Raw genomic sequence first — 17,858 nt, 5'->3', positions numbered from 1 at the left:
TGCTTCAGGCAAAAAGGGTATTATTTTACAACTTACATGAACAAAACTTAGAAGTGTTTGTTTTTCTATACAAATGCCTCTATATTAGCACGCGAAAAGCATTACTACCCCCTTTTGAAAGAAAAACATGGCAAAAATTTTAATTATTGACGATGAGCGGGCAATCCGCAGCACTCTGCGCGAAATTCTGGAATACGAAGATTATTTAGTTGAAGATGTAGACAATGGTATTGATGGTTTGCAAATGATTGGCAAAACCGATTATGACCTGGTACTGTGCGACATCAAAATGAACCGGATGGACGGTATGGAAGTACTGACCGAAGGTTTAGCTATCAAACCCGATCTTCCATTCATCATGATATCCGGTCACGGCACGGTTGAAACCGCTGTTGAGGCCAGCAAAAAAGGTGCGTTCGACTTTATTTCGAAACCACCAGACCTAAACCGCCTATTGATTACCGTACGCAACGCGCTCGACCGTGGCAGCTTGGTAACCGAGGCTAAAGTTTTAAAACGTAAAGTATCTAAAGTACGCCCGATATTGGGTAACTCACAATCCATCGTTAAAATTAAGGAAACGATTGACCGTGTGGCCCCTACTGATGCCCGTGTGTTGGTAACTGGTGCAAACGGTAGTGGTAAAGAACTGGTAGCCCGCTGGTTGCACGAAAAATCCAATCGTACTAACGGCCCTATCATCGAAGTAAACTGTGCGGCTATTCCATCAGAATTAATTGAAAGTGAACTTTTTGGTCACGAAAAAGGATCTTTTACCTCAGCTGTAAAACAGCGTATCGGTAAATTTGAACAAGCCAACGGTGGTACTTTATTTTTGGACGAGATTGGCGACATGAGCCACTCTGCGCAGGCTAAAGTACTTCGTGCCCTGCAAGAAAACCGCATTACACGTGTAGGTGGCGAAAAAGAAATCGAAGTAGACGTGCGTGTGGTAGCAGCAACCAACAAAGATTTGCTGAAAGAAATTGAAGATGGCAATTTCCGTATGGACTTGTACCACCGCTTAAGCGTTATTTTGATTCACGTTCCGCCACTGGCTGAACGCCGTGACGACATCGCATTACTTACTCAAAGTTTCTTGGAAGAGATATGCAACGAGTACGGCATGCCAACTAAAAGAATTAGTGATGCCGCTTTAGAAGCTTTGAAAGCCCTGCCATGGACCGGTAACATCCGCGAACTGCGCAACATGATTGAGCGTTTAATTATTTTGAGTGATAAAATCATTACCGATTCTGACGTTAAGGCATTTGCCAACCCATCGGCACCAGCAACAGTCTCAGCAGGTACAGCGGCAGCGGCAGCTCCACAAACTGATTTTGACCAGTTCAAAAACTTCCAGGAATATAAAGATTTTGCTGAGCGCGAGTACATCAAGTTTAAATTAGAGAAAAACGCTTGGAACGTTTCTAAAACAGCCGATGACATCGATATTCAACGAAGCCATTTATATAGCAAAATTGAAAAGTTCGGATTAAAAAGGGGTGAGTAATCACTCCTTTTTTTTGACATTCAAGGTGCGTACACCCTACTTTGCAAATAGCAGAATATTATTACATTTGATAGCAAATAGTTATCATTATTTATGATCGAAAAATTTTTAAACGACCAGCAGGATCCCAAAGCAGTTGAAAAAGTGTACTCACGCTTAAAAGAACTTTTGCCGCCGGGTGAGGAAACGATGTACATCGCCAGCCAAAAAAAGCCACTGGTTAATATACTGCCAGATTGTGTGGTGGTTACCAACCGCCGTATATTATTTTTTACGCCAGCTAACTTGGGCCTTTCTATTAAGTTTGTTGATTTTGTTTGGAAAGATATTGCCGACGTAAACGTAAAGGAAGAAATTATCGGCGCAGTGTTCATGATCAAAACAACCAAAGGCGCCGAAATGGGTGTTGATTACTTACCCAAAGTTCAGGCCCGCAAGCTATACCAATATTCGCAGGAATGTCGTGAAAATGAACGTAAGCGTGAAGAACTGCAGCGTGTGCAAAACATGCAGCCGGCGTTTGAGAAACCGGAACCTAAACCATATGTACCGCCATTAGCCCCGGTAACACCTCCACCACCTGTACAAGCACCGCCCGCTCCTGCACCCATGCCGCAGCCAGCACCGGTGGTTGAAGCAAAACCAGATGAGCTGACCGAGAAGCTGAAGAAGCTGAAAATGCTTTTTGATAACGGCCTGATTACGCAGGAAGAATATAATCAGAAAAAGATGGATTTATTGAGTGATCTATAATTTCCTCACATAAATAAAAAGCCTTTCTGCATTTGCAGAAAGGCTTTTTATTTATGATATTAATCTCTCGTCGAAGCTAAAAGGCTCTTTGCTCACCACTTTCACTTTCAAAAATTTGGGATGTGCCGGGTTAAGCAAGTAGTTATGCTCTTCTTTAACAATAGCTGATGGCACACTACACAATAAATGTTTGTTACTGGCAATAAACTGGTCACCCATTGTTTTCAAAATGCCCGGTTCCGGAAATTCCTGCCAGTTAGGTGGCAAGGTGTTTAACACAATTTTAAAAACATCGTCGGGTGCATCAAGCGTTACTAAGCAATAGTTGGATGGAATTAGCGTAGCAGGTAAATGTACCAGTACCTCAAGCACGGCCAACGCACGCGATGAAGCCAAATAAACAACCGGTTTGCCCACACTGTTCCACCGACCACCATACAAACGCGCACCGGTACCGCTTAAATCATCGGCATACATGCACTTAGCTATGCGGTACAACAACATAATCAGGCAAAAATACCGTGTTCTATACGGCCCAGTTCCCGTAACACCATATCAAAACCGATAGAGGTATCTAACAGTGACACCGGCGTTTCACCCTTAAATACGTGGGCCGGCATTTTCATCCACTGCTTAAATTTATCCATCGAACCAAACACTTCTTGCCCACGGGTATACAAGCGGGCCAGCTCAATGGCTTTTTCGGCGTATTCAGTTTTCACAATGGCATCATCCTCATAACGTTGCAAAGTACGCTCGGAGATGTGCATAATACCAGCTAGTTCCTGAAAGGTTAAAGAGATTTTGTGTGCCAGCGATGTAAGCACCTTTTTAGGCAAACCTTGGCGGGTAAGCCTTATTACATCAAAATCAGACGCATACTTAGCCGGACTAACGCCCGTTAGTAAACCAAAAAATGAAGTTACAGAATCTGTGGTAACATAAGCTGCCATAGGTTCATTAACTTCATTTTCACTATTATGTTTCTTTTTGTACGACATTTATCCAAATATAAATACAAAATGTCGCACCATCAAATTTATTCGGCTATTATCAAAAAGTAGTTCTTTTTACCTTTTTGCGCCACAATGAATTTGCCGTTAATGAGTGCATCGGCATTATAAACTGCTTCGGGCGATGCTATTTTGCTTTTATTGATAGCTGCACCACCACCCTGAATAGTTTTTTTCGCTTCACTTTTTGACGGGAACACTGTTGTTTTAGCTGCAAGCAAATCCAACACAGCAATGCCCTGCTCAAGCTCTGCTTTATTAATTTTAAAGTTAGGCACGCCTTCAAACAAGCCGATCACTTCATTATCATTCAGCTCACTCAAAAACTCAATACCTGTATTGCCAAACAAAAACTCACTTGATTTAATAGCTTTATCAAAAGCTTGTTCGCCATGTACCCGGATGGTTATGTCTTTGGCTAATGCTTTTTGTAAAGCACGTTGATGCGGTGCGGCATCATGCTCAACTTCTAATGCTTCAATAGTTTCACGATCAAGCAGCGTAAATATGCGGATGAACTTTTTAACATCAGCATCGCTGGCGTTCAGCCAAAACTGGTAAAACTGGTAAGGCGTTGTGCGAGCGGTATCCAGCCATACTGCGCCACTTTCAGTTTTACCAAACTTGGTGCCGTCGGCTTTTTTAATAAGCTGGGTAGTTAACGCAAATGCCTCGCCCGCATCTTTACGACGAATCAATTCGGTACCAGTTACAATATTGCCCCATTGGTCCGATCCGCCCATTTGCAAGGCACAGTTGTGATGCTTCCACAAATAGTAAAAATCATACCCTTGCACCAACTGGTAAGTAAATTCAGTAAACGACATTCCGGTATCGCCGCTTAATCGGTTTTTAACCGAATCTTTGGCCATCATGTAATTTACAGTAATGTGCTTACCAACGTCGCGAATGAAGTTCAAAAAACTAAAATCTTTAAACCAGTCGTAATTATTAACCATTTGGGCGCTGTTGGCACCACTGTCAAAATCTAAAAATTTTTCAAGCTGAGCCTGAATGCTTTGCAAATTGTGCTGTAGCACATCTTCTGATAGCAAATTACGCTCCTGAGATTTACCGGACGGATCGCCTACCATACCAGTAGCACCGCCAACCAAAGCAAACGGCTTATGGCCAGCACGCTGAAAATGTATCAGGGTCATGATTTGGGTAAGATGCCCAACGTGTAACGAATCGGCTGTAGGGTCAAAACCAATATAGCCCGAAGTTGTGCCTTTATTCAGCAATTCTTCAGTTCCGGGCATAATATCATGCAGCATGCCCCGCCAGCGTAATTCTTCAACAAAACTCATTACTAATTATATTTAAGGTTGGCAAAGATAATAGATTAACGCAAAAACGACCGGCACAGCATAGCGCCAATCGGTACATAAATTTCCATCTGTCAAAAAATAGCCGTATTTTGCAGTACATCTATGAATTTTTTATCGCACTATTACTTTGACCGGGACACGTCTAACTGTTACCACGTGTTAGGCACGGTATTACCCGATTTGCTTAAAAATGCGGATAAAAACATTGTGCTACATCCCGAAAAGCTGCAACATCCGCACCCTGCTATACGGGCCATGATTGGTGGCTGGAAAAAGCATCTAGAAATTGACCGCCATTTCCATAGTTCTGATTTTTTTGTCACGCATTCGCACCAGCTTAAATTGCAGCTGCGCCCAGTTATAGAAGGCTCGCCGGTTAAGCCCTTCTTTTTAGGTCATATTGCTTTGGAACTGATTTTAGATAGCTTATTGCTCACCACCGGGCAGGTTTTAGCCGATGATTTTTACGAGCATTTAAATTCTTGTAATCAACAAATCATCAGCGAATTTTTAGCGTTTAGCGGAATGGCGCATCCCGAAGTGTTTATCCGGTTCTTTGAAAAATTTAAAAAAGAAAGATACTTACACTCGTACGCTCAAACCGAGCAAATAGCATACGCCTTAAAACGTATATGCATGCGCATTTGGAATAATCCTTTTACGCCCGAACAAGAAGCCGGAATAAATGATGAGATTATTACTTACCGCAATAAACTGGAATCTGTTTTTATGAACATCTTTGACTATATACAAGTAAGACTAGTTGACTAATTAAAATTTGCTTAGCCAGATGTTGTTTTAGCTCCTATTGCTCTTACTATTCAATAAACAAACTACTCAACTAATTCAGAAATCAACTTCCATATCTCGCTAAAAATTGCTAAATTCGTTGGCAATGAATGAGAATTTAGACCCTAACCGGGAACGTTTAACAGGTACTGAACGCGACATTGAAAAGGTGTTGCGCCCGCAGGCTTTTGAAGATTTTACCGGTCAGCATAAAATTTTAGCTAACTTAAAAATATTTGTACAAGCGGCCCGCCAACGTGGCGAGTCATTAGATCACGTATTATTACACGGCCCACCGGGATTGGGTAAAACCACATTATCGCACATCATCGCCAACGAAATGGGTGTGGGTATTAAAATCACCTCGGGTCCGGTTTTAGACAAACCCGGCGATTTGGCTGGCTTGCTAACCAACTTAGAGCCTGGCGACATTTTGTTTATTGACGAGATACACCGTTTAAGTCCACTAGTAGAGGAGTATTTATACTCTGCCATGGAGGATTTTAAGATTGATATTATGCTGGAAAGCGGCCCTAACGCCCGTTCAGTGCAAATATCTTTAAATCCGTTTACGCTGGTTGGTGCAACTACGCGTTCTGGTTTGCTTACCGCACCTTTACGAGCACGTTTTGGCATCAACTCAAGGTTGGAATACTATGATGCCAAGCTGCTAACCACTATCGTACTGCGTTCGGCATCTATATTGAATACACCTATCACGGATGAAGGTGCTTATGAAATTGCCCGTCGTAGCCGTGGTACCCCACGTATTGCCAACGCTTTATTACGCCGTACCCGTGATTTTGCACAAATTAAAGGCAACGGCAGCATAGATACTGAGATTGCTAAGTATGCCCTTAATGCGCTGAATGTAGATGAACATGGCTTGGATGAAATGGATAATAAGATTTTGATGACCATCATCGAGAAATTCAAAGGCGGCCCTGTGGGCGTTAAAACGATAGCTACTGCAGTAGGTGAAGATGAAGGTACAATCGAAGAAGTTTACGAACCTTTTTTGATACAGGAAGGGTATTTAATGCGCACCTCACGTGGCCGAGAGGCAACCGACAACGCTTATAAACACTTGGGTATCATGCGAGCCGGACAAGCGCCCAGGTTATTTTAAGGAGCATTTTCGCTAGTTCATATAAAAGGAGATGTAGCTTTCGCTATGTCTCTTTTTTAATTAATGCTTATTATAAAATTTTATTTAGCACAACTTTATTAATTACTTTTTTAATCATCTGCAGCTAAACATGGTCAACCATTGCAAACACATTACCCCTTTTAGTTGTGTATAATTTAAACAAACCAATTAACAATTCAACATGCCATCAGATATTGTAATACAATGCAGCCATGCTTTAAAAGATCGCGATCTTTCCATTTGCTTTGCCGAAAGCGCCACTGCGGGCAAGGTGGTTTCAGAATTTGCCTTGATACCTAACTGCGGGTCGGTACTTGTGGGCAGCATTGTTTGCTACGATGTAAGTGTAAAAATAAATGTGCTGGGTGTGTCGCCCGATATGATTGACGAGTTTACGCCAGAGTCGGCTGAAGTGACAGAACAACTGGCTGTCGGTCTAAAAAAACTAATTCCGGCTGATATTGTAATTGCGGTAACCGGCTTGGCGGCTCCCGGTGGTAGCGAAACAGAGGAAAAGCCTGTAGGAACTATGTTTGTAAACGGCTTTATCAAAGATCAGCCCTTTGGATTTCGTCGATACTTTGATGCCGAGCCAGAAGACGTTATGCTAAAAACCATTGATGCTATTGCCGAATACTTACTGCAAAACTTGCCTGCTGCCGACCTTGAAAAAGGTGCACCAAATTGTTAAATTGGTGCACCTTTTTACTTTAATTTATCCTATTTTCGCTCCTGTTACTATTATTTACTCATGACTAACTTATTTACTGCCCTATTATCTGTGTGCGCTATGGGCATGGTGGCCTGCAATTCAGGAAAAGCCAACAAAATTACCACCATTACCGATTCAACAGTAACCACCACAACCAGTACCACTACACCGGCCGAGAGTACCGCTGCGAAGCCTGGAAAAATGGCCAGCAATGCCGAAATTATGGCACGCAGACAGGTTCCAATTTTATGTTACCACCAAATACGTGATTGGAAACCAACCGACTCTAAAGGTGCAAAAGACTACATCGTTCAAATTGCTGCTTTTAAAGAACACATTAAAATGCTGGCGGATAGTGGCTACCATACCATCCTGCCCGATCAGTTATACAATTACCTGACCACCGGCGCAGCGCTGCCCAGCAAACCTATTATGCTAACGTTTGATGATACCGACCTGGATCAGTTTACTATAGCCGCACCCGAGCTTAAAAAGTACGGTTACAAAGGTGTATATTTTGTGATGACGGTTTCTATTGGCCGCCCGCATTACATGAATAAGGAACAGATCAAACAACTGTCTGATGAGGGCAACGTTGTTGCCAGCCATACCTGGGATCATCACAATTTCAAAAAGTTTCAGGGCAAGGATTGGGAAACGCAGCTTGACAAGCCTACCAAAAAGCTAGAAGAAATTACCGGTAAAAAAATAGAATATTTTGCATATCCATTTGGGCTATGGAACGAGCAAGGCTTGCCTGAATTGCACAAACGCGGCTTTAAAGCAGCTTTCCAGTTAGCCGAAAAACGTGACGCTAATGATCCATTGATGACTATCCGCCGCATATTGGATAGTGGTTATTGGAGTGCCAAAACATTGAGCAATAGCATCAGAAACAGCTTTTAAGCTACTTACATAAATAAAAAGGTCCGGTTTAAATTAAACCGGACCTTTTTTTGTTATAAGTTTTCGGTAGATGGACCACCGTCACTTTGCTTATTTGATGACTCATCAGTTGACGGGCCTGGCGTACCACTATCGTTATCTGGTGTAACCGTATCTACGCGGGTATCATCTGGTTTGTCTTGTACATTTGGTGTGCTGCCTTTTGAAAGTTGGCTATCACCTGCATTTTCGCCTATATTGTCGTTTTTCGGATCGTCATTTTGTCCGTTCGGATTTTCAGTTGCCATAATTATATAGATGTTTGAGTTAATTATTCTTGTTCTTTTGCGGTTACCCACTGTACTGCTTCGTCAAGCTTATCTAACGGAAAGCCTTTAGATGTGCCTGGTACCATAAACCGGAATATACTGCTGGTAAACCATTCTACGCTGTGCTGATCGGTTACTATAGCAATTTTCTTCCATTTGGTAAAATGTTTTAAACCGGCTTTCAGGTCGTTCCACCAAGCGCCCAGCGTAAAATTTTGCACGTCTGTCTCCAGTACCAGTATATAGTTGATTTCGCCTTGGCGGCTTGCCAAATCGTCTAATCGCGGCATCAGCACGTCATCTACATCTTCTTTAGTTACCTCGCCTATGGCATGTATGCCTACCACGTGCTCAGGTAAATCATTTATGAATTGAAGCATAATATATTTTGTTGTTATAGGTTAATGTTAGCTATACAACAGCATTTTGGTATATGTGTTTGTGTACAAGTTCAGTTTTGATTTTATCGCCAGAAATAACATTCAATGAAAATGCAGTGTATAAATGTTATGTATCTTTGTAATTGATGAAAAGTGTGCAACTATACAGCCAGCAAATTAAAGCCGAGGCACAGCGCCTGGGGTTTATGTTTTGTGGTATAGCCAAAGCAGATTTTTTAGAAGAAGAAGCACCTCGGTTGGAAAAATGGTTGCAAGAAGGCCGCCATGGTGAAATGCAATACATGGAGAACTACTTTGATAAGCGTTTGGATCCTCGCTTGCTGGTAGATGATGCTAAATCTGTTATTTCACTTGCACTAAACTATTACACCGATAAACAGCAAACCGATCCGTTGGCACCTAAAATATCCAAATATGCCTATGGCATGGATTATCATGACGTCATTAAAGCAAAACTTCGCGAATTACTTCATTTCATACAAGAAACCATTGGCGACGTTGGCGGACGGGCATTTGTAGATTCGGCACCGGTGCTGGACCGTGCTTGGGCCAAACGAGCCGGCATTGGTTGGATAGGTAAAAACTCCAACCTGATAAACAAAAAAAGCGGCTCTTTTTTCTTTTTGGCCGAACTGATTATTGATGCAGAATTAGCTTATGACATTGCCCCTACCACCGACCACTGCGGCACCTGCACACGTTGCATTGACGCCTGCCCTACCGACGCTATTATAGCACCTTATGTGGTTGATGGTAGCCGTTGCATCTCATACCTGACTATCGAACTTAAAAACAACATCCCGCAAGAGTTTAAAGGCCAAACAGACGACTGGATGTTTGGCTGCGACGTATGCCAGAACGTTTGCCCCTGGAATCGTTTTTCGGTAACACACAATGAACCGGCCTTTGATCCTCATGAAAATCTGTTGGGAATGAGCCAGCAAGACTGGCAAGACATTACCCAAGAAACCTTTCAGCAGGTATTTAAAAAATCAGCTGTAAAGCGAACTAAGTTTAGTGGGTTAAAACGGAATATTGAGTTTTTGGGGTAGACAAAATAGCTGTCATCTCGAACAACTTGAGAGATCTTTTGAAACGGCAGCTTCTTAAAGATTTCTCGTTATCACTCGAAATGACAGCGAAACATAAAGTTCAAGATAGAGAACTTACGCTTTCTTAAATTTATTAGCTAACATCTGCAGCATATCCTCATTCACCGGCTCAGCAGGCTCCTCTTTCTTTTTGAAAGGTTTATTATAGTTATTGTTGCTGTTGTTGTGATGCTGTTGGTTGTGCGGCTTAAAATGCGGTTTTTGAAAGTCCTTTTTAAGACGGTTATTGTCTTGCTGCTGTTTGGGCTGCTGCTCTGCTTTATTATCAGCTTTTACAGGCTTAGGTCTGTTTTGCAACCAGCGTTTGTGTATCTCTTCGGCTTTGCGCTTGGTATACAACGGAAAGTCGCCTTGCATAATCCATGAAAAATAACTTGGCTCCGCTTCGTAAACCTCTTCTACACGTTTGCCTTTGTGCTTGCCAAAGTTGAATACCTCATGGCCATCCTCATTATAAACCATACGGCCTACAAAATCAACGGCACGATGCAGGTTTGTAAACTCGTGCAAAGCAGCAACATCATTTACTACCGGAATGGATTTGTTACCTTTTTTATCTTCCCATTCGGTATCAGCATAACGCTCTATCTGGGCCAGCAACACTTCCATAGTGGCTCGGGTATCTGCCTCTGCCGAGTGTGCGTTAATAATGTCCTTATCGCAATAAAAACGGTAAGCCGCTTTTAAAGTGCGCTGCTCCATCTGATGAAAAATATTTTGTACATCTACAAAATGTCTTCCGTCTAAGCTGAACTCAATTCCTGCACGTAAAAACTCTTCCATCAACATAGGGATATCAAACTTATTAGAATTATATCCGGCCAGGTCGCTATCAGCTATAAAATCGGCTACTTCCTGTGCAATGGTTTTAAAAACGGGCGCATCTTTTACATCATCATCATAAATACCATGTATTAACGATGTTTCGAGCGGGATTGGCCTTTCGGGGCTAACTAACCACCGCTGACTTTGCTCACTGCCATCGGGTAATAACTTAATTATAGCTATCTCTATCACCCTGTCCGAGCCTACGCTTGTACCTGTAGTTTCCAGATCAAAAAAAGCAAGAGGGCGTTTCAAATTTAGTTTCATGCGCATCGTTTTCACAAAGGTCGTAAAAAGTAGATAGATATTTTTAGTGTAAGTTCCATATTTCAACAACATTTGGTAATTTCAAACCCGCCTAAGCACTTTATTATGATTAAAATACTACTAGCCTTAGCCTTATCTACATCATTAACAGCAGGTTTAGCCCATGCTGGAGACTTTCCGTACGGATCATTCAATTTAGCCGAAATGGACATGAAGTCTTATGCGGCAGATCCATCAGCACATGCCGCGGTATTACAGGAGTTTGGAAAAAGCTGGATCAGTACATCCGGCGACCGTATCAGGCTTATCCATGAATACCATGTTAAAATCAAAATTTTTGATGATAAAGCATTTGAACAGGGCAAAATTGAAATACCGTTACATAAATCTGACAACGAATACTTCGAGTCGATCCAAAGCTTAAGTGGCGTAACTTACTACACAGACAACGGCTCTGTACAAAGGGCTGAATTAGACCCTAAGCAAATATTTACAGAAAATTCCAGCAAATATCTGGACGTCAAAAAATTTGCTATGCCCAACCTGCGGCCTGGTTGCGTAATTGAATACAAATACACTTTAGAATCGCCTTATCTTAACAATTTCAGAAAATGGGAATTTCAAACCGACATTCCTAAAGCATCATCGGAATATGAAGTTCGCATACCTGCGGCATATAACTACAAAGTAACCTTACAAGGATTCAAAAAACTGGACAACACTAATGCTGAAGTTGAAAAAGAATGTTTTTCAATTGGAGGCAACAAGTGCGATTGCTCTAAAATAAGTTATGTCATGAACAATGTTCCGGCATTTGTTGAAGAAGCCCACATGACGGCGCCCAAAAACTATTTGTCGGCCATTTATTTTGAATTAAACGATTATGTTAACCTCTATAACGGCGCTAAAGTAAAAGTTACACAAGACTGGGCCGATATTGACCGTGGTTTAAAATCGGACGAAGAGTTTGGTTCCCAGATGAAAAGAACGGGTCTGTTTAAGGAAGCGTTACCTAAAATTTTAACCGGTTCAACCACCGATTTAGACAAGGCTAAAGCAATTTACGCCTATATTCAAAAGAACATCAAATACAACCATTATTACGGCATATACACTGATAATGGTATACGAAGAGCATTAGACACACACAGCGGAAGTGTTGCTGACATAAATTTGGCGTTGGTGGCTGCTTTAAATGCAGCTGGGTTAAATACCGAAGCAGTGTTGTTGTCCACAAGAGACCATGGCATAATCAACAAGCTTTACCCGGTTAAAAGTGACTTTAATTACGTTATAGCCAAAGTTAATATTGCCGATAAATCATACCTGTTGGATGCCACAGACCCTATGTTGCCTTTTGGTTTGCTGCCGATACATTGTATTAATGACCAGGGACGGGTAATGAGCCTTAACAAACCTTCTTACTGGATTGATTTGAAAGCCTCGCAAAAGGAAGGCAATACCTTTATTTTAGATCTTACCTTGCAAACCAATGGAAAGTTAAAAGGAACGTTTACTCGTTATGCTTCGGGTTATCAAGCTTACAACAACCGAAAAGAAATTAAAAAATTCAACACTGTTGACGAGTATATTGAAAACCTGGACGAGCGCTTGACAAAAGTTAAAATACTGGAATCGAAGATTCAAAACTTAGACAGCCTGGACGCCCCGCTGGCTGAAACATACCAGGTAGAGATTGACCTGTACGATGGTGCAGATCATAACCGGCTTGCCTTTAATCCGTTTATATTAAACCGCATCACAGAAAATCCGTTTAAGTTGGCCGAGCGTGATTACCCTATCGACTGGGGTGCGCCTTCTGATACACGCTATATGCTTACCCTGCACATGCCCGAACAATATATGGTTGAGGCACCTCCGGCAACTGCTGCCTTATCATTGCCTAACAAAGGCGGGATGTTCGTGTCTCAATTCGCTTCGCAGGATAACGCGTATACCTTTTCGCACATCATCCAAATTAACAACTCTATTTATTCGCCACAAGAATATCCTTACCTGAAAGAGTTGTTCAACAAAATTGTACAGGCAGAAAAAGCTGATATTATTTTTAAGAAAAAATCATGATACGTTTACTTTACGGACTAGCCTTTTGCTTGCTGGCTTATCCGTGTTTTGCACAAACAAATTACGAAGCAGCTTCCATTCCAAAAGACTTAATGCCATATGCAAGTGCTGTTGTGCGTAAAATGGAACAAAGCACCGAAGTTAAAGACTTTGATAATACTGTTGAAAACTTTAAAATAGCAGTTACCATACTAAACAAAAATGGTGACGAACATGCTGATATCGTAATTCCATATGATAAGGGTAATCGTATTAAACTTATAAAAGGCGCTGTTTACGATGAGTATGGCAAACTGGTAAAAAAATTTTCGGAAAGTAATTTTAGCGACTACAGCGCTGCCGACGGCTTTTCATTGTTTACGGATAACCGGTTAAAACATTACCATCCGGCAACTATAAGCTACCCTTACACCATAGAATATGAAGTTCAAATTGCTTCCAAACAGTCGCTTAATTTTTCGGACTGGGTGCCCAATCATTTTTTGGGCACAGCGGTAGAAGACAGCAGATATGAATTTGTGTGCAAGCCTGATTTTAACCTCCGTTACAAAGAGTTTAACTTTCCAGGCAAAGTGATAACTGGCACTAACGCTGCGGGGCAAAAAACTTACACCTGGGAAGTGAAAACCCTGAAGGCCATACGGAATGAACCTTATAGCCCGGATTATGAGCAAATTAAAACGGTTGTAAAATTTGCACCCGAAAATTTTTATTATGAAGGCATAAACGGATCATTTAACAACTGGGCCGAATTGGGGAAGTGGCAATATGAAAACCTGCTTAAAAGCAGAACAGCTTTACCAAACGAAACCATCAGTTATATCAAAGCCTTAACCGATACCATTAAAAGCCCGAAGCAAAAAGCAAAGGTTATTTATGAATACATGCAAAACCGTACCCGTTACATTAGCATACAGGTAGGTATCGGTGGTTTCAGGCCTTTCCTGGCGTCAGATGTTGACCGGTTGAATTACGGCGATTGTAAGGCTTTGGTAAACTATACGCAATCACTGCTTAAGGCAGCCAGTATAGAGTCATACTATTGCATAGTGTATGGCAATAGCCGTAAGCGTAGCCTGCTTACAGATTTTGCCAGCATGTCGCAGGCCAACCATGTAATATTATGTGTCCCTTTTAAAAACGACACCACCTGGCTGGAGTGTACCAGCCAAAAAATTCCGTTTGGCTTTTTGGGCGATTTTACTGACGACCGCTGGGTTCTGGCCTGCACGCCCGATGGTGGCAAGCTTTTGCACACCCCTAAATACACAGCCGATCAGAACCGGCAGATACGCAAAGCAAACTTAACCATGAGTGAGAATGGTGGCCTAACCGGCAACATGATGACTACTTTTGAAGGTGCCCAATATGAAAACCGGGCACTAGACGACAACAATCAAGACACCAAAAAGGAAATTGAGCAGTTGAAAGAATTTTACCCTATTGATAACCTGGAGGTTGAATCGTTTAGCTACAAGCGGCAGAAAGGCATTGCACCGGTTAATCAGGAAGATATCAAATTAGCAGCTACTGATTTTGCGGCGCAATCTGCAGGTAAATACTTTTTTATGGTAAATCCGGTCAATCGTGTCAGCGGCGTTCCGCGCGAGTTGAGAACCCGAACCACTGCTGTGTATATCAACAGAGGGTACACCGATATTGACGAAATTACCTACACAGTGCCAGCCGGCTTAAAAATAGAAACCAACCCGCTGTTTATTGAGATAAACAAACCGTTTGGCCAATTCAAAGCTACTGCCACCATGAACACACAAAACCAGCTGGTATATAAAAGGCAGATAAAGATGATCGATGGCACCTATCCTAAAGAAAGTTACCAGGAGTTGGTTGACTTTTACAAGCAAGTATCTGATGCCGACAACTACAAAGTGACGCTGGCTAAACGTAACTAAATATGATGATGCCCAGTATAATGCCTACAATCATTACCACGTAAAGCATAATTTCGTTACCTGCAAATTGCTTGTATTTGGTCCAAAACGAATAGTCCTCTTTTTGTTCAGCCATAATATTGCAAAAATATTAAAATGATAGGAAACGCTGTGGAATACTTACAGGCAACCTTGTAAATGAAAATCCCCGGAAGAACTTTCCAGGGATTTTCATTTATATCGTAAACTCTAGTTGGCTGCGTAGGGTACTTAGCTAAGTAATTACACTTAGACATTAAACAGATCAATTGCGGCAGACAAGCATGTTGAAATTTATTCGTTTTGAGCCATGTTTGCAGACATGATTACCGAACCGCCTCTTGAAAAATATTTATACATGGATGGGTCGCGCAAGCGTACTACTATAACGCCTTTGCGTGAACTGGCATGTACAATGTACCCGTTTTGAAGGTATACGCCAACGTGACTAAATTTTTTACCATCAAAATCAAAAAAAACCAGATCACCTTCCTGAAGTTCGTCTTCGTATTTGCGTTTAATGGCATTCACTTGCTGGCTGGTCATGCGTGGTATGTTGATGCTGTATACCTGCTGCTCCAACAGCATCGTTAAGCCTGAACAGTCTACACCGTCGTGATCCATCCCACCAAATTTATAAGGCGTAGCATACCATTGTTCGATGAAGTTATATAAACGCCCATTAGTAATCTCATCGTTGCGTACACCCATCAATTCGGCGTATTTATCTGCAATGAAGCCTTGCGGCCTTACTACCTCACCGGGCGAACCCTTCATGACAGCCTTTTTCGATTTACACGATGTAAACAGCACACCCATTACCAGGGCAAGCAAAAGCATGCGGGTACAATAGCTTAAATTCATCGCCTAAATATAGGCTAAATACAATTTTCAACTCAAATAAAAACAAACTTTTCGTGCATCAGGCTTTCAGTCCGGCTTGCTGCTTTTTAAAGTCGGCATATTGTGATTGATAAGCCCGGCTAACCGACCATTGCGGCTGAAGTTGTTGCAAGCTACCAGCAAATTTAAGTGCATTAATTATTACTGCAGAAACACTACCTTTAGGGATATCCAACACATTAGCCACCTCATCACCTAACAAGTAACGCATGAGTTGAATTGTATCTGTGGGTATAAGGCCTGTTTGATTGCTAACTGATTTAAAGTAGTCAATTAGCGCTTTAGTAAGTTCACTACCCTGTTTAGAAGATTTAAACTGCCTTTGCCTGATAGCCTGCTCCAGTTCTAAAGCCTGCCGGCCATCTTGCGGTAGTAACACCGCTTGTATACCCAGCATTGAACCTACTACATTCCATAGATGCATAAACGCTTGCTGGTCTTCATAAGTAACCGCTACATCCAACTTGCGCAAACCGCGTATCACAATAAGCGAAAATGACAAGTTAGTTCCCGCCATATCTTCCTGATTGACAGGCACACCCCAGGCCATATTCCACTTACCACTTTGAGAGGTGTAGTACCTTACAGCAGCATGCATAATACGTACTTTTAATATACTAACAAAGCCTCGGCCGTTAAACTCAAACGCGTTGGGGTCCATTACGTCCCACACAAAATCTCCGGTTTCCTGCAAACGCTTGCCTACATCACTCCGCATACGTTCAGACAGATAAAGTACCCTTGCGCCATCAGCAGCGGCATAGCAGTAAGGTAACGACAGCAGGCCAAGCATATTCATAATTAATGAAGCATGACGGGCAAAAAACGCTGCCCCTCGATGCATCTGCTTTACATCAGCAAAGTCTGGTATTTGTGTTGCCTGTACCAATAGCGGTTTATTTTGATAATCTGCGGGTATATCTTGCAATTGATAGTTATACGTGAGGCCTCCAAGCCAGCTTTGCAGTGTTATCTTAGTGGCACTATCCGAAAAATGCTGTATTACGAATTCATCTGCAGCACTATCCGCTATGTTTCGCTTTTCACTTAAAAAATCCGAGGTATAAAAATGTGCGCTTTTCATAAACAGTTTGACTATTGGTAACTGGCAGTAAGTATCTATACAACAAAGGGCAGACCAAACCGTCCACCCTTTGTTGCTATATATGCAGTTAACGTATTAAAACAAACCGCCCAGTGCACCGCCCAAGCCTTTTCCGCCGGTTACTGAACCTAATATGCTATCAGGTGTTAAGCTGTGATCGTTAGGATCGTTGGTTTTATAAGCAAACTTAGCTAGAATACCCGGAATAGCAGCAGCAATAGCACCGGTAGCTGCTGGCGGCAAACCAAACTTACTGGTTAATGAACCTACTAGCCCACCGGTAATAGCACTGGCTACTGGGCTGCTTGAACCGGCACCAGCCAATGACGAAAGTAAACCGCCTATCCCACCTTCGGATGAAACTTGATTTTTGATGCCATTTTCTACCGAGCTGGCTACTTCATGGTGTACGGCATCAGCCTGCCCACCAGGGATGGCTGACGAAACTTCGGGGTTATTACCTAAATGGTCTTTAACCATGTTTAATATCTGATCGAACATAATATTTAAATTTCTATTATAATCAATACACCCAAAATATGTTTGCTAAATTTTCCTTAAAAGAAAACACCATAAACTAAAATCGAAATTTTAACTGCGTAATTGGATAGTTACACAACTATTAAAAAACATGGTAGAAGCATGTCTAAACACTCATTTTAACAACAAAAAATTGAAAGTTGTTAAAACATTATAGACTGTGATACTATTATCTTACGCAGTTACAACAACTAAAAGTTAATTATTTTAATCA

Annotated in this window: 19 protein-coding genes; 9 read left to right on the top strand and 10 right to left on the bottom strand. The window is 41.8% G+C overall.

Translation table 11 applies throughout. The features are described 5' to 3' along the window. Positions 1-127 precede the first annotated feature (127 nt). Positions 128-1,513, top strand: a complete 1,386-nt coding sequence (locus tag GPM24_RS16020) for a sigma-54-dependent transcriptional regulator (protein ID WP_158827984.1) — start codon at positions 128-130, stop codon at positions 1,511-1,513. 93 nt (positions 1,514-1,606) lie between these two features. Further along, the gene (locus tag GPM24_RS16015) at positions 1,607-2,266 is read left to right on the top strand and encodes a PH domain-containing protein (RefSeq protein WP_158827982.1); all 660 of its coding nucleotides are present in this window, start codon (positions 1,607-1,609) and stop codon (positions 2,264-2,266) included. A 51-nt stretch (positions 2,267-2,317) separates the two neighbouring features. On the opposite strand, the gene GPM24_RS16010 is transcribed toward GPM24_RS16015, so the two are convergent. The 3 genes from GPM24_RS16010 to tyrS all read right to left on the bottom strand — a co-directional run bounded on the left by GPM24_RS16010 (position 2,318) and on the right by tyrS (position 4,589). Then, positions 2,318-2,770, bottom strand: coding sequence for an RES family NAD+ phosphorylase (locus GPM24_RS16010; RefSeq protein WP_158827980.1), 453 nt, complete (start codon positions 2,768-2,770; stop codon positions 2,318-2,320). Positions 2,771-2,772: 2 nt separating this feature from the next. After that, a complete protein-coding gene (locus GPM24_RS16005; protein WP_233268880.1) occupies positions 2,773-3,219 on the bottom strand; it encodes an Xre family toxin-antitoxin system antitoxin in 447 nt (148 codons plus the stop codon). A gap of 86 nt (positions 3,220-3,305) precedes the next feature. Further along, on the bottom strand, positions 3,306-4,589 hold the full coding sequence (gene tyrS, locus GPM24_RS16000; protein ID WP_158827976.1) for a tyrosine--tRNA ligase: 1,284 nt from the start codon (positions 4,587-4,589) through the stop codon (positions 3,306-3,308). Between the two features lie 123 nt (positions 4,590-4,712). On the opposite strand from tyrS, the gene GPM24_RS15995 reads away from it, so the two are divergent. The 4 genes from GPM24_RS15995 (at position 4,713) to GPM24_RS15980 (ending at position 8,167) form a co-directional block, all read left to right on the top strand. Continuing rightward, a complete protein-coding gene (locus GPM24_RS15995; RefSeq protein ID WP_158827974.1) occupies positions 4,713-5,381 on the top strand; it encodes an ACP phosphodiesterase in 669 nt (222 codons plus the stop codon). Positions 5,382-5,505: 124 nt separating this feature from the next. Next, entirely contained in the window at positions 5,506-6,528 is a 1,023-nt protein-coding gene (gene ruvB, locus GPM24_RS15990; protein ID WP_158827972.1) for a Holliday junction branch migration DNA helicase RuvB, read from the top strand. A gap of 202 nt (positions 6,529-6,730) precedes the next feature. Next, positions 6,731-7,240 (top strand): CinA family protein, encoded by a 510-nt coding sequence (locus tag GPM24_RS15985; protein ID WP_158827970.1) that lies wholly within the window; start codon positions 6,731-6,733, stop codon positions 7,238-7,240. Between the two features lie 60 nt (positions 7,241-7,300). Then, on the top strand, positions 7,301-8,167 hold the full coding sequence (locus tag GPM24_RS15980; protein WP_158827968.1) for a polysaccharide deacetylase family protein: 867 nt from the start codon (positions 7,301-7,303) through the stop codon (positions 8,165-8,167). A 53-nt stretch (positions 8,168-8,220) separates the two neighbouring features. On the opposite strand, the gene GPM24_RS15975 is transcribed toward GPM24_RS15980, so the two are convergent. Both GPM24_RS15975 and GPM24_RS15970 read right to left on the bottom strand, forming a co-directional pair. Further along, complete coding sequence (locus GPM24_RS15975) at positions 8,221-8,454, bottom strand: hypothetical protein (protein WP_158827966.1); 234 nt, start codon at positions 8,452-8,454, stop codon at positions 8,221-8,223. A 23-nt stretch (positions 8,455-8,477) separates the two neighbouring features. Then, on the bottom strand, positions 8,478-8,855 hold the full coding sequence (locus GPM24_RS15970) for a SpoIIAA family protein (protein ID WP_158827964.1): 378 nt from the start codon (positions 8,853-8,855) through the stop codon (positions 8,478-8,480). A 146-nt stretch (positions 8,856-9,001) separates the two neighbouring features. On the opposite strand from GPM24_RS15970, the gene queG reads away from it, so the two are divergent. Beyond that, entirely contained in the window at positions 9,002-9,928 is a 927-nt protein-coding gene (gene queG / locus GPM24_RS15965; RefSeq protein WP_158827962.1) for a tRNA epoxyqueuosine(34) reductase QueG, read from the top strand. Between the two features lie 114 nt (positions 9,929-10,042). Here queG and GPM24_RS15960 read toward each other — a convergent pair whose 3' ends face one another. Then, a complete protein-coding gene (locus GPM24_RS15960; RefSeq protein WP_158827961.1) occupies positions 10,043-11,080 on the bottom strand; it encodes a 3'-5' exonuclease in 1,038 nt (345 codons plus the stop codon). 105 nt (positions 11,081-11,185) lie between these two features. On the opposite strand from GPM24_RS15960, the gene GPM24_RS15955 reads away from it, so the two are divergent. Continuing rightward, positions 11,186-13,165 carry a DUF3858 domain-containing protein gene (locus tag GPM24_RS15955; protein ID WP_158827959.1) on the top strand — a complete coding sequence of 660 codons (1,980 nt, stop codon included), beginning with the start codon at positions 11,186-11,188 and terminating at the stop codon, positions 13,163-13,165. Continuing rightward, positions 13,162-15,078, top strand: coding sequence for a DUF3857 domain-containing protein (locus GPM24_RS15950; protein ID WP_158827957.1), 1,917 nt, complete (start codon positions 13,162-13,164; stop codon positions 15,076-15,078). Before GPM24_RS15955 ends, GPM24_RS15950 begins: the two co-directional genes overlap by 4 nt. Here the strand turns inward: GPM24_RS15950 and GPM24_RS22315 are convergent. From GPM24_RS22315 to GPM24_RS15935, 4 genes are all read right to left on the bottom strand, one after another. Then, positions 15,065-15,193 carry a hypothetical protein gene (locus tag GPM24_RS22315; protein WP_255459131.1) on the bottom strand — a complete coding sequence of 43 codons (129 nt, stop codon included), beginning with the start codon at positions 15,191-15,193 and terminating at the stop codon, positions 15,065-15,067. The two genes, GPM24_RS15950 and GPM24_RS22315, sit on opposite strands and share 14 nt — an antisense overlap. Before the next feature lie 197 nt (positions 15,194-15,390). Further along, positions 15,391-15,936: a C40 family peptidase gene (locus tag GPM24_RS15945; protein ID WP_233268879.1), complete on the bottom strand. Its 546-nt coding sequence runs from the start codon at positions 15,934-15,936 to the stop codon at positions 15,391-15,393. An 82-nt stretch (positions 15,937-16,018) separates the two neighbouring features. Continuing rightward, complete coding sequence (locus GPM24_RS15940; protein ID WP_158827953.1) at positions 16,019-17,083, bottom strand: oxygenase MpaB family protein; 1,065 nt, start codon at positions 17,081-17,083, stop codon at positions 16,019-16,021. Positions 17,084-17,179: 96 nt separating this feature from the next. Beyond that, on the bottom strand, positions 17,180-17,605 hold the full coding sequence (locus GPM24_RS15935; protein WP_158827951.1) for a hypothetical protein: 426 nt from the start codon (positions 17,603-17,605) through the stop codon (positions 17,180-17,182). Positions 17,606-17,858 lie beyond the last annotated feature (253 nt).

It is taken from the genome of Mucilaginibacter lacusdianchii, from assembly GCF_009770985.1.
Lineage (GTDB): Bacteria > Bacteroidota > Bacteroidia > Sphingobacteriales > Sphingobacteriaceae > Mucilaginibacter > Mucilaginibacter lacusdianchii.
This window is presented reverse-complemented; position numbering and strand designations above follow the sequence as displayed.